At 63.6% G+C, this 11,912-nt stretch carries 11 protein-coding genes; 10 read left to right on the top strand and 1 reads right to left on the bottom strand.

Annotation, left to right across the window (positions count from 1 at the left end):
* Positions 1–52 precede the first annotated feature (52 nt).
* Genes IVB29_RS00180 through IVB29_RS00150 form a run of 7 tightly spaced genes read left to right on the top strand, consistent with a single transcriptional unit; the run spans position 53 to position 6,996 of the window.
* Positions 53–940 (top strand): sugar ABC transporter permease, encoded by an 888-nt coding sequence (locus tag IVB29_RS00180; protein WP_247501361.1) that lies wholly within the window; start codon positions 53–55, stop codon positions 938–940.
* 4 nt (positions 941–944) lie between these two features.
* Positions 945–1,772: a carbohydrate ABC transporter permease gene (locus IVB29_RS00175; protein WP_247501360.1), complete on the top strand. Its 828-nt coding sequence runs from the start codon at positions 945–947 to the stop codon at positions 1,770–1,772.
* Between the two features lie 7 nt (positions 1,773–1,779).
* Positions 1,780–2,784: a zinc-binding dehydrogenase gene (locus IVB29_RS00170; RefSeq protein ID WP_247501359.1), complete on the top strand. Its 1,005-nt coding sequence runs from the start codon at positions 1,780–1,782 to the stop codon at positions 2,782–2,784.
* Positions 2,785–2,789: 5 nt separating this feature from the next.
* Positions 2,790–3,863 carry a sn-glycerol-3-phosphate ABC transporter ATP-binding protein UgpC gene (ugpC, locus tag IVB29_RS00165; protein ID WP_247501358.1) on the top strand — a complete coding sequence of 358 codons (1,074 nt, stop codon included), beginning with the start codon at positions 2,790–2,792 and terminating at the stop codon, positions 3,861–3,863.
* Positions 3,860–4,819: a sugar kinase gene (locus IVB29_RS00160; protein ID WP_247501357.1), complete on the top strand. Its 960-nt coding sequence runs from the start codon at positions 3,860–3,862 to the stop codon at positions 4,817–4,819. The genes ugpC and IVB29_RS00160 overlap by 4 nt, the downstream gene beginning before the upstream one ends.
* Positions 4,816–5,853: a tagatose 1,6-diphosphate aldolase gene (locus IVB29_RS00155; RefSeq protein WP_247501356.1), complete on the top strand. Its 1,038-nt coding sequence runs from the start codon at positions 4,816–4,818 to the stop codon at positions 5,851–5,853. Before IVB29_RS00160 ends, IVB29_RS00155 begins: the two co-directional genes overlap by 4 nt.
* Positions 5,854–5,871: 18 nt before the next feature.
* On the top strand, positions 5,872–6,996 hold the full coding sequence (locus IVB29_RS00150) for a mandelate racemase/muconate lactonizing enzyme family protein (protein WP_247501355.1): 1,125 nt from the start codon (positions 5,872–5,874) through the stop codon (positions 6,994–6,996).
* Positions 6,997–7,140: 144 nt separating this feature from the next.
* Here IVB29_RS00150 and IVB29_RS00145 read toward each other — a convergent pair whose 3' ends face one another.
* Positions 7,141–7,851 (bottom strand): GntR family transcriptional regulator, encoded by a 711-nt coding sequence (locus IVB29_RS00145; protein ID WP_247501354.1) that lies wholly within the window; start codon positions 7,849–7,851, stop codon positions 7,141–7,143.
* 172 nt (positions 7,852–8,023) lie between these two features.
* On the opposite strand from IVB29_RS00145, the gene IVB29_RS00140 reads away from it, so the two are divergent.
* The 3 genes from IVB29_RS00140 (at position 8,024) to IVB29_RS00130 (ending at position 11,910) form a co-directional block, all read left to right on the top strand.
* A complete protein-coding gene (locus IVB29_RS00140; RefSeq protein WP_247501353.1) occupies positions 8,024–9,295 on the top strand; it encodes an aminotransferase class III-fold pyridoxal phosphate-dependent enzyme in 1,272 nt (423 codons plus the stop codon).
* 84 nt (positions 9,296–9,379) lie between these two features.
* Complete coding sequence (locus IVB29_RS00135) at positions 9,380–10,906, top strand: ABC transporter substrate-binding protein (RefSeq protein ID WP_346731262.1); 1,527 nt, start codon at positions 9,380–9,382, stop codon at positions 10,904–10,906.
* Between the two features lie 56 nt (positions 10,907–10,962).
* Positions 10,963–11,910: an ABC transporter permease gene (locus tag IVB29_RS00130; RefSeq protein WP_247501351.1), complete on the top strand. Its 948-nt coding sequence runs from the start codon at positions 10,963–10,965 to the stop codon at positions 11,908–11,910.
* Positions 11,911–11,912 lie beyond the last annotated feature (2 nt).

Raw genomic sequence — 11,912 nt, 5'->3', positions numbered from 1 at the left:
ACGCCGGCTGGCTTCGCGCCGGCCGGCACCCAACTCGATCGAGAACACGAACATGTCTGATGCGGCTGCGACACTCACGCAGGATCGGCAGAAGCTGGAAATGGCGGCGCTTTCGGCGCCAGCCGTGATCTTCACGGTCGCGATGATCGCGTTTCCGGTCGTCTATACGATCTGGCTCGGGTTCCAGACGTTTTCCTCGACCGGCAAGCAGTCCTTCGCTGGTCTCGCCAATTATGCGAAGCTGATCTCCGATTACGAATTCTGGAACGGGCTGTGGATCACCATTGCGCTGTTCGTGCTGTCGCTGGCGCTCCAACTTGTGTTCGGCGTCTGGCTGGCGCTGGTGCTGTTTCACGCCAAGCGCCTGCCGGGCATCGTACGCTCGCTGTTCATCTCGCCCTTCATGATGCCGCCTGTCGTCGCCGGTATGATGTGGCTGGTGATCCTCGATCCCTCGCTGGGTGCGGCCAATTATATCCTGCAGTCGTTCGGCCTGCCGCCATCGGACTGGCTGGCTTCGCCAACATGGGTCATTCCGACGGTCGCGCTGATCGACAGCTGGCAGTGGACGCCCTACGTGGCGCTGATCGTGCTGGGCGGATTGCAATCGCTGCCGCCGAGCGTCTATGAAGCCGCGCAGATCGACGGCGCGTCCCCGTTCAAGACCTTCCAGCGCATCACATTGCCGCTGCTGCTGCCGACCATCGTCACCGCGGCGATCCTGCGCAGCGTCGATCTCCTGCGCTTCTTCGACATCATCTACATCACCACCCAGGGCGGGCCGGGCAATGCCTCGAACACGCTCAACATCTACGGCTTCCGCGTCGGCTTCGAATTCTTCAACATTGGTTACGCCAGCGCCCTGATGCTGACGCTGACGGCGATCGTGTTCGGCGCGGTGCTTGCCTTCAACCGCCTGCGCGGCGCAGTGGCGTGGTGATGTCATGAACGATGCCGTCAATACCGACCGCTGGATCCGTTGGCTCAACACGGTGCAACTCGTGATCGCCGGCGTGCTCATCATGGCGCCGACGATCTGGATGGTGTTGTCCTCGTTCAAGCCGTCCTTTGAGGTCACGGCCTATCCGCCGACGTTGATGTTCTCGCCGACGCTGGAAAATTACGCTGAACTGACCAGGACCACGCCGTTCCTGAGTTATGCACTCAACAGCCTGATCGTCACCGTCGGTTCGACCGCGCTGGGGCTGCTGTTCGGGATTCCTGCCGCGTTCGCCGTCTCCTGGACGCGAATTACGTGGCCCGCGATCCTGACGCTGGCGGCGCGCATGGCGCCGGGCACGCTTTTCCTGCTGCCATGGTACGTCATGTTCCGGCAAATCGGCATGATCGGCTCCTACACCGCGCTGATCCTGAGCCACGCCGTGATCACGCTGCCGATCGTGATCTGGGTGCTGCTGCCGTCGTTCGACGCTATTCCGCGCAGCGTCTTCGAAGCCGCACAGGTGGATGGATGCAGCGTCACGCGCATCCTCTGGCGCATAGCGATACCGCTGGTGGCATCCGGCGTCGCCGTATCGGCGATCCTCGCCTTCGTTTTCTCGTGGAACTACTTCCTGTTTGCGCTGGTGCTCTCCAACGGCGACACCAAGACGCTGATCGCGGCGGCCTTCAACTTCATCGGCGAAGGCTCGACGCAATGGGGCGCCCTCATGGCCGCGGCAACGCTGATCGCATTGCCGCCGCTGGTGCTGGCGGCCCTGGTTCAGCGTTGGCTGGTGTCGGGACTGACGCTCGGCGCGGTGAAAGGCTAGGTATTTGATGAATATGTCTCCCCGCCCGAACTCGATCATGCAGGCCGCGGTCTTCCACGGCAACGATCGCATCACCATCGAGCGTGTCGCGATGCCTGAACTCGGCACGGGCGAGGTGCTGGTCCGCGTCTCGCGCACGGCGCTGTGTGGCTCGGATTTCAAGCTCTGGCACAAGGGCGCCGAATTCACCGCGGGCCATGAAATCTTTGGCGTCGTCGAGCAGCCCGGTCATCGCCTGCATGGCCGCCGTTGCGCCGTCTATATCCCTTTGCATTGCGACCACTGCGCCGCCTGCAAGCGCGGCGATACCCAGATGTGCCTGGAAGTCTCCAGCCTGATCGGCTGGAACAGGCCCGGAGGCTATGCCGAATACGTCCCGGTGCCGGAAAACTGCCTGCTGCCGGTGCCCGATGATATCGAGGACAGCCTGGCGCCGCTGCTGCTCGACACCATCGGCACCTCGGGCCACGCCGTCCGCTTCGTCAGCCGTGTGGTACCGCCGAACGAGGCCGGACCTGTCCTTGTGATGGGCGCGGGGCCGGTCGGCCTCGGTGTCGTGCTGGCGCTCCGCGCGCTCGGCTACAACGACATCTACGTCGCCGATCCCAACGCGGCCCGGTTGAAGATCGCGCAATCCTTCGGCGCAAAGCCGCATCCCGTCGGGGATACCTCGAAGCGCTTCGCGCTCATCATGGAATGCTCCGGCGCACATGCGGCGCGCAATCTCGGCATCGAGCTGGTCCTGCCGCGCGGCGCGCTGGTGCTTGTCGGCGAGAACGCCGCGCCCTGGACCATCGAGGAAGGCAAGGTGTTCCGCCGCAAGGATTTCTACATGATCCGGACCTTCTACTTCCCGTTCCAGGATTTCGAGCCGAATGTCGAGCTGCTGCGCAAGTACAAGGACGAATACCGCGTTCTCGTCGACGGCGAGTTCGGCCTGCAGGCGTTGCCCGAAAGTTTCGCCCGCTTCGCCAAGGGCGAGCTGATCAAGCCCGTGCTGGCGCTGGATTAGCAATCATGGCCTCGATCTCGATCCGCAACCTCACCAAACGCTACGGCAATTTCACCGTGATCCCCGATCTCAATCTGGAGATCGCGGACCATGAGTTCGTCGTCTTCGTCGGCCCGTCCGGCTGCGGCAAGTCGACCTTGCTACGCATCATCGCGGGCCTCGAGCCGATTTCGGGGGGAGACCTCTATATCGGCGACAAGCGCGTCAACGGCGTGCAGGCCGCGCAGCGCGACATCGCGATGGTGTTCCAGGACTACGCGCTCTATCCGCACATGCGCGTCTACGACAACATGTCGTTTGCGCTGGAGCTGCGAGGCACGCCGAAGGCGGAGATCGACGCGCGGGTGAAGCGCGCCGCAGCCCTGCTGCACATCGAGCCTTATCTGGACCGCAAGCCGAAGGAGCTCTCGGGCGGCCAGCGCCAGCGCGTCGCGATGGGCCGCGCCATCGTGCGCAATCCCAAAGCGTTCCTGTTCGATGAGCCACTTTCCAATCTTGACGCCAAACTGCGCGGGCAGGTGCGCGCCGAGATCAAGGCGCTGTCGCAGCAGCTGAAGACCACCATGGTCTTCGTCACCCACGACCAGATCGAGGCCATGACCATGGCCGACCGAATCGTCGTGCTTCAGAGTGGCACGATCCAGCAATACGACACGCCGGAGACGGTCTACGAGCGGCCCGCCAACCAGTTCGTTGCCGGCTTCATCGGTTCGCCCGCCATGAACTTCTTTGCGGTCGAATGGCGCGAGGAGCGTGCGATCCTCTCGCAGGGTGGCAATGCCGTGCCGCTGGACGGCGAGACCGCGGGCCGCCTGCGTCAGGCCGGTAACGCCGTGATCGGTATTCGCCCCGAACATTTCGCCGTTGCCGCGGATGCTGCCGACGGCATCGCCATCAACGTCAAGCTGGTCGAGCCGCTCGGCTCCGATACGCTGATCCATTTCGATCTTGCCGGCGCGTCCTCGATTGCGCGGGTCGATCCGGCACTGCGGCCGAAGGTCGGCGATCGCCTCACGCTGCGTCCGCAGCCCGGCAAGACGCATCTCTTCGATTCTACCAACGGACAGGTCCTGCGGTGAGCGCGTCAGCCGACATCGGCGATCTCTCGGCACTGGCGGACATCGCGTCCGGCGCAAAGCCCGTGCACGTGATCTGCCTCGGGCTATCAGCGCTCGACCAGGTCTGGCGCGTTGATCGGCCGTTCGCGGGGGGAAGCGAGAAGATCAAGGCCATCGAGTACGGCACGCTCGGTGGCGGCATGGCCGCCAATGCGAGCGTCGCAGTGGCAAAGCTCGGCGCGTCCGTTGCGTTCTGGGGGCGGGCAGGGAACGACGCTGCAGGGCATGAGATGAAGTCGGCCTTCACGGCTGAAGGCGTCGACGTCGAACATTTCCTGCTGTTTCCGGATGGCCGCTCGTCGGTTTCAGGCGTCATTGTCGACAGCAGCGGCGAGCGGCAAATCGTCAACTTCCGCGGGCTTTTCCCTGAAGCCGCGGACTGGCTCGCGCTCGAAGCCGTTGCGCGCGCATCATCTGTGCTCGCCGATCCGCGCTGGGTCGAAGGCGCTGCGACTCTGTTCCGGGAAGCGCGCGCGCGGCGCATTCCGACGGTGCTCGACGGCGACATGGCTGATGCCGAGGTGTTCGAGCGGCTGCTGCCGCTGACCGACCACGCGATCTTCTCCGAGCCCGCGCTTACGTCGTTTGCTGGCTCGGCCAATGATGAATCCCTCGCAGCACTCGCGCGCTTCGGCTGCCGCGTCATCGCCGTCACGCGTGGTGAGGTCGGCGTGAGCTGGTACGAGAATGGCGAACTGCACCGACAGGCTGCCTACGCAGTCGACGTCGTCGACACCACAGGCGCGGGCGACGTCTTCCACGGCGCCTATGCGTTGGCGATCGGTGCCGGCCTGGAGGTGCGCGCCGCCATGGCGTTTTCGGCGGCGACGGCGGCGATGAAATGCCGCCACGCCGGCGGTCGCAACGGAATCCCCGATATCAACGAGTGTCTTGTATTCATGAGGACGAAGCCATGAGAACGATTGGAAAGAACCGCGGCCTGTCACGGCTTGCTGACGCGGATGGCCACTTTCGCATGGTCGCGCTGGACCAGCGGCCGCCACTGTTCGATGCCATCGCGAAAGCAAAAGGCATCACGCGGGATCAGGTCGAATATTCCGACGTCACGGCGGCCAAGCGGCTCCTGGTCGAGAACCTCGCGCCGCATTGCAGCTCGATGCTGTTCGATCCGAACTTTGCGGTGCCAGCCGCGATCGATCTGCTGCCGCCGCGCTGTGGCTTGATCATGACGCTGGAAGAGCATCGCGTCGAGGAAACCGCGGGTGGCCGCAGGTCGCGCGCGATCACCAATTGGAGCGTGGAGAAGATCCGCGCCATGGGCGGCGATGCTGTCAAGGTGCTGGCCTGGTACCGGCCGGACGCCGATGCCGCCGTCAACGAGCACCAGAAGCGGTTTGTCCGTGAGATCGGCGAAGACTGCGCCCGACATGATATCCCGTACGTGCTCGAGCTGCTGGTCTATCCGTTCCTCGGCAGCGCCAATCATACTGCCGATTATGTGGAATCGCCCGGCAAGCTCCCCGGCCTCGTCATCGACAGCGTGCGTGAGTTTGCCAAGCCGGAATATTGCGTCGACCTGCTTAAGCTGGAGAGCCCGCTTGCCGCCAACAGCCTGCCGGCCCGCGACGGCAGCGCAGGAGCGAAGGCCGCGCAGAAGGAGTTCGATGCGATCGGCGATATCTGCCGCGAACGGAACATCCCCTGGGTGCTGCTCTCTGGCGGCGCCGCGCCGGAAAAGTTCGAGCTGGTGCTCGATTACTCCTATGCCGCAGGCGCAAGCGGCTTCCTCGCCGGCCGTACGATCTGGCTCGACGCCGTCCTGAAGAATTTCCCGGATCGCGCGGCGGTTTCGGCCAGCCTGCGCAAGGATGGCCTCAACGTGCTCGAACGGCTCAGCGAACTGACGACGGCCAAGGGCACCGCATGGAAAGCGCGCTATCCGGTCTTCACGGATATTAAGCAGGAAGGTGACTTCGCGCGCGCCTACTGAGATGGTAGAGGCTGCAACATGACTGACAGCTTCACCATCCGTTCGATCGAGGCGATCTGCTATCGCTACCCGCTGGCGACGCCGGTGGTGACATCGTTCGGCAAGATGCTCAATCGTCCCGCCGTCTTCGTTCGCGTTGTCGACGAAGACGGCGTCGAGGGTTGGGGTGAAGCCTGGTCCAACTTTCCCGCCCCAGGCGCGGAGCATCGCGCCCGGCTTGTCAATGAAGTGCTTGCGCCGGGTCTTGTCGGGCGCAGGTTCGACGGCCCAGCGCAGGCTTTCGAGGCCCTGACTGAGGGTACCGAGGTCCTTGCACTTCAATGCGGCGAGCCCGGTCCGTTCGCGCAAGGAATTTCGGGCATCGATCTTGCGCTGTGGGATCTCACCGCAAGGCGGCAGCGCTTGCCGCTGTGGCGGTTGCTCGGCGGCCAGTCGGGCACGATCAAGGTCTATGCCAGCGGCATCAATCCCGGCGGCGCCACACGGACAGCCGAAGCCGCGCTCAAGCGCGGCCATCGCGCGTTGAAGCTGAAGGTCGGGTTCGGTGCGGAGACGGACCTCGCTAACCTTTCTGCGCTGCGCGCCGTCGTCGGCACGGGCATGCTCGCCACGGATGCCAATCAGGGCTGGTCGGTAGATCAGGCATTGGAGATGCTGCCGCGCTTGGCCGCGTTCGATCTGCGCTGGCTCGAGGAGCCGATCCGCGCCGACCGGCCGCGCGAGGAATGGCGCAAGCTGCGGGCGAGCGCGACGATGCCGATTGCCGCGGGCGAGAACATCTCCAGCGTTGCGGGCTTCAAGGAGGTTCTGGCAGAAGACGTGCTCGGCGTGGTTCAGCCCGACATCGCGAAATGGGGCGGGCTGAGCGCCTGCGCCGGCCTCGCGCGAGACGTTCTGAAGTCCGGCAAAACGTTCTGCCCGCATTATCTCGGTGGCGGCATCGGACTGCTTGCCTCGGCCCATCTCCTCGCGGGCACTGGAGGCGACGGATGGCTCGAGGTCGACGCCAACGACAATCCGCTGCGGGATCTGTTCTGCGGTCCAGTCGAGACCGTGCGCGAAGGCACCGTTTTGCTGAGCGAAGAGCCCGGGCTCGGAATTGCGCCAGATCTTTCAGCTATCGCTTGTTATCGCAGCATATAGGTCCGAGGGCACGGTTCGTCAGGCGCGGCGGGCTACCAAGGTGCGATCGCTTGCGCCGGCATCGATGGGCCGGATCTGCCAAGTAGGCGGGAGAGGACGTCGAGCGGGTGATGACGTTGGCCGAGGTACAACGGCAGCCCTCGACTATTTCGCAGCGACATCGATGGTGGTCGGCGCGGTGCCGGCCTCGATGTCCCGAAGAAGCTGCAGCAATCTCGCGCCACCCTCCAGCAGGTCGGCCTGGATCGATTTTTTGACGGCTTCGGGATCTTTCGCCACCAGACCGTCGATCACGTTCAGATGCTGGTGACGCCCTGGATAGGTCGGGGCCGCATGCGGGTAGAGCATGTTGAGCATGGGGCCGTTGCGCAGCCAGATCGTTTCGATCATTTCGAGCAGTTCCGGCGCGTCGGCGGCCTTGTAGAGCGTGTGGTGGAATTGCCAGTTCACCTCCACGGCTTCGCGCCAGCGCTCGCCGCGTTCTGCGGACACCAGCGCCTGATGATATTTCTTGAGGTTGGCGATATCGGCCTTGGAGATCCGGCTGGTCGCGCGCTCGGCGGCCAGTCCCTCGAGCAGGATCCGGATGCTTCGCAATTCCTGATACTGCGATGCGCTGAGGTGTGCGACCTCGATCCAGCGGCTCGCCTGCATGCTGAGCACGCGCGCGCGCACCAGCTGCATCAACGCTTCGCGAATGGGCGTTTCCGAGACGCCCATCGTTTCGGCGAGCTCGCGGATCTTGAAGCGATGGCCCGGACGAAAGCGTCCCTCCATCAGCGCAAGCCGCAGTTCCTGAAACACGCGGGCCGTCAGATTATCGCGGCTGACCAGACCGACAGCGTCGTTGGGCATCGAGGGGGCTGCTTCCAGTTGAATTAGAGCGACCGGTATCTATGCACGCCATGCACGTCCGCAGGCTGTCGTTGCAAGACTAAAAGTCGTGAGACGCTTCCATGGCTGTGATATATCATATATTGAAATGCTGGCGCAACGGCGCGGCCCATCCGAAACGAGGGGACATGCGATGGCACCTCACGCGATACCTGGCTCGCTTGCTCCGGACGAGGCGCTGCGGGCGCGGGCCCGCAAGGTCATTCCCGGCGGCATGTGGGGACACATGAATGTAGCCCGGCTGCCGCCCGGCTATCCGCAATTCTTTCGCAGCGCGCGCGGTTGCCGGCTCTGGGATGTCCAGGGCACCGAATATATCGACCTGATGTGCGGCTACGGGCCCATGGTGCTTGGTTATGGCGATCCTGATGTAGAGGCCGCCGCTGCGGAGCAGCGCGGCCGCGGCGACCTCATGACGGGACCGGCTGAATGCCAGGTTGAACTCGCGGAGCTCGTGGTCGAGACCATTCCGCACGCTGACTGGGTGCTGTTCGCCAAGAACGGCAGCGACGCGATGACGGCTTGCGTGACCATCGCGCGTGCGGGGACGCAGCGGCGCAAGGTGCTGGTGGCGAGGGGCTCCTATCACGGCGCCGCGCCGTGGTGCACGCCCTCGCTGGCCGGCGTCACTGCGGAGGATCGCGCCCACATCCTGCACTATGACTACAATGACGTTGCAAGTCTTGAGCGCGCCGCCGATGAGGCCGGCCGCGACCTCGCGGCTGTGCTGGTGACTGCATTTCGTCACGACGTGAAGCGCCAGCAGGAGGCGCCGACACTCGCATTTGCGCAAGCGGTGCGGCGGATTTGCGATGCGGCCGGTGCGGCGCTGGTTCTCGACGACGTCAGGGCGGGGTTTCGTCTCAATATAGGCGGCAGTTGGGAGCCCCACGGCGTGCGGCCGGATCTGTGCGGCTGGAGCAAGGCGATCGCCAACGGTCATCCGCTCGCGGCGGTGACCGGCAACGATCGCTTTCGTGAAGCCGCGCAGCAGGTCTACGTCACCGGCTCGTTCTGGTGTGCAGCAGTGCCGATGGCGGCCGCGATCGCCACCATCACGAAGCTGCGTGCGACCGGCGCGATCGCAACCATGGAAGCCATGGGCCGCCGGCTCCGCGAGGGATTGGAGCAACAGGCGCGCGCGCTTGATCTGCCGTTGCGGCAGACCGGGCCGGTGCAGATGCCGATGATCATGTTCGACGACGACCCGGATTTCACGCTCGGCCATCGCTTCGTGTTGGAGGCGCTGCAGCGCGGCGTCTATATGCATCCCTGGCACAACATGTTTCTATCGGCGGCGCATCAGGTCGCAGACATCGACCGCGTCCTCGAGGCGACGGACGGCGCTCTCAAGCAGGTCGCCGCGTCCGTCGATCGGCGTCAACCCGCGAAGGTAATCCAGTGAAGCCGTGAACAACGGGTAATGCAGGAGCCCAACAGGAAGGCAGTTGTGATGACAAGCGTTGCTTCCATATTTCGTTCGATCGCCATGATCGGCTCGGTAATCGCCTTCCTCGTTGTGCTTGCGAACCCGCTCCATGCCGCAGAACCACGCCGCGGCGGCAGCCTTGTCTATGCCTACCTGTCCGGACCCGGTACGCTCGACCCCCATGTCGCATCGAGCCTCGTCGAGCTCGAGGTCATCCATCACATCTTCGAGCCGCTGGTGGCGATCGACGGCAACTACAATGCGAGGCCCGTTCTGGCCTCGAAGATCGACACCAATGCGGATGCCACGGTCTTCACTTTCACGCTGCGCAAGGGCGTCAAGTTTCACAACGGCAAGGAGATGAATTCGGCCGACGTGCTGGCGTCGTTCGAGCGATACCGCAAGGTCAGCCCCAATGCGTCCGTGCTCGCCGATGTCGAGGGCTTCGAGGCGCCGGATCCGCTAACTTTCGTGATCCGCCTGAAGAAGCCGAATGCGGTGTTCGTCGACGTGTTGAAGTCGCCGGTCTATCCGTTCGAAATCCTGCCGGCCGAGCAGAAGGACAAGGCGGCGCGCGAGATCGACATCATCGGGACTGGTCCGTTCATGCTGGGCGAATGGGTCAAGGACAGTCACCTCGTCATCAAGCGCTTCGACGCCTATGTGCCCGACGATAGCGCGCCGGGGCCGGATGGGCTGGCCGGACGCCGCACTGCCTATCTCGACCAGGTTCGCTACAATTTCGTGCCTGAAGCGAATGCCCGCGTTGCCGCATTGCAGACCGGCAACGCCGATGTCATCGGCGATGTCCCCCGCGATCTCGCCAAGCGATTTGAAGCCCAGGCGAACATCAAGACGCAGCAGATTTTTCCCTATTGCATGCAGGTGTTCGTCGTGAACACGCAGGCTGCGTTGACCAACAATCCGCTCATTCGCCAGGCAATCGAGGCGGTGGTCAATGTCGAGGACATTACCGGGGCAATGGGGCAGATCTCGCGGCCGGGTCATTCGCTGGTCTACGCGTCGAGCCCCTATTATCAGGGCGATGCCATGAAGCCCTATTACGACCAGCGCAATCCGGCCAAGGCCAAGGCGTTGCTGAAGCAGGCCGGATACAATGGCGAGAAGATCGTACTCCAGACCAACTCCAATTATCCAAATTTCCGCGACGCCATCCTCGTTCTGTCCGAACAGATGAAGGATGCCGGCATGAACGTCGCGGTCGACATCGTCGACTGGACCACCAACGCCAGCAACATGCAGCGCGGCACCGGCGTCTGGAATGTCTCCACCACGGGTTATTGCTCGAATCCGCTGCTCGGGCCGCAGCAATGGAAGGTGATGATCTACACCTTCCCGCATGTGAAGGACGATCAGGTTCTCGATACGGCCTATGACAAATTCTATGCCTCGCTCGATCCGAAACAGCGCATCGCGGCCTGGGCCGACATCGAGAAGCGCGTGCTGGATCAGGCCTACATGATCAAGATCGCCGACATGGGCACGATGCGAAGCTTCAACGCCGCCAAGGTCGCGAACTTCGAGCCCTATTACATCGTTCATTTCTGGGATGTGTGGCTGAAATAGCGTCGTTGGCAAGCCAGCGGCAGGGCAGGGACTGAAAGCGTCATATCGGGTATCCCATGTTTCGCGCGATCATCGTCCGTCTCATGCAATCCATACCGGTCCTGCTGCTGGTCGCGGTGCTGTCTTTCATCCTGATGCATCTGTTGCCGGGAGATCCGGCGGTGGTGATCGCGGGTGCGGACGCCACCCCTGCGGCGGTGGAACGGATCCGCCGCGAGCTCGGCCTTGACCAGCCGATATGGGAGCAATTGCTGTCCTGGTTTCTCGGTCTTGCCCAAGGCAAGTTCGGGAGTTCGCTGGTGCTGAACCAGACCGTGCTGTCGGCAGTCGCCGAGCGCCTGCCGGTGACGCTGTCGCTGGCTGCGCTGTCGCTCACCATCACGCTGCCGATCGGTATCACCCTCGGCATCCTCGCCGCTTATTTCCGTAGCAGCTGGATCGACGCCGGTGTGATGATGATCGCCTTGATCGGGGTGTCAGTCCCGAGCTTCTGGATCGCAATCCTGTCGGTCATCCTGTTCAGCGTGACGCTCGGCTGGGTGCCGTCGTCCGGCTATGCGCCGTTGCTGACGGCGGGTCCCGGCCCCTGGTTCGCCTCGCTGATCCAACCGGCCATGGTGCTCAGCCTGTTCCAGATCGGCTTTCTGGCGCGGATGACGCGCTCGGCAATGCTCGACGTGCTCGATCAGGATTTCATTCGTACCGCGCGCGCCAAGGGTGTCAGCGAGTGGCGGACGGTCGGTAAGCACGGCTTCCGCAACGCGCTGGTCGCGGTCGTGACCGTCAGCGGCATCATCCTGAGCCTGTTGATCGGCGGCTCGGTCGTGGTCGAGCAGGTGTTTGCCTTGCCGGGCATCGGCCGGCTGGTGGTGCAGGGGATCATGGCGCGCGACTACCCGCTGATCCAGGGCACCATGCTGCTGTTCGGCTTCGCTTTCGTGCTGATCAACGTTGCCGTCGATATCATCTACACCCTGGTTGACCCGCGGGTGCGCTATGACTGATG

Origin of the sequence: Bradyrhizobium sp. 1, from assembly GCF_023073315.1 — a bacterium.
Classification (GTDB): Bacteria; Pseudomonadota; Alphaproteobacteria; order Rhizobiales; family Xanthobacteraceae; genus Bradyrhizobium.
This window is presented reverse-complemented; position numbering and strand designations above follow the sequence as displayed.

Bases quoted from the DNA above. Each gene is read 5' to 3' on its own strand.
- IVB29_RS00180 (WP_247501361.1), top strand. From the start codon at position 53: ATGTCTGATGCGGCTGCGACACTCACGCAGGATCGGCAGAAGCTGGAA.
- IVB29_RS00175 (WP_247501360.1), top strand. From the start codon at position 945: ATGAACGATGCCGTCAATACCGACCGCTGGATCCGTTGGCTCAACACG.
- IVB29_RS00170 (WP_247501359.1), top strand. From the start codon at position 1,780: ATGAATATGTCTCCCCGCCCGAACTCGATCATGCAGGCCGCGGTCTTC.
- ugpC (WP_247501358.1), top strand. From the start codon at position 2,790: ATGGCCTCGATCTCGATCCGCAACCTCACCAAACGCTACGGCAATTTC.
- IVB29_RS00155 (WP_247501356.1), top strand. From the start codon at position 4,816: ATGAGAACGATTGGAAAGAACCGCGGCCTGTCACGGCTTGCTGACGCG.
- IVB29_RS00150 (WP_247501355.1), top strand. From the start codon at position 5,872: ATGACTGACAGCTTCACCATCCGTTCGATCGAGGCGATCTGCTATCGC.
- IVB29_RS00145 (WP_247501354.1), bottom strand. From the start codon at position 7,851: ATGCCCAACGACGCTGTCGGTCTGGTCAGCCGCGATAATCTGACGGCC.
- IVB29_RS00140 (WP_247501353.1), top strand. From the start codon at position 8,024: ATGGCACCTCACGCGATACCTGGCTCGCTTGCTCCGGACGAGGCGCTG.
- IVB29_RS00135 (WP_346731262.1), top strand. From the start codon at position 9,380: ATGATCGGCTCGGTAATCGCCTTCCTCGTTGTGCTTGCGAACCCGCTC.
- IVB29_RS00130 (WP_247501351.1), top strand. From the start codon at position 10,963: ATGTTTCGCGCGATCATCGTCCGTCTCATGCAATCCATACCGGTCCTG.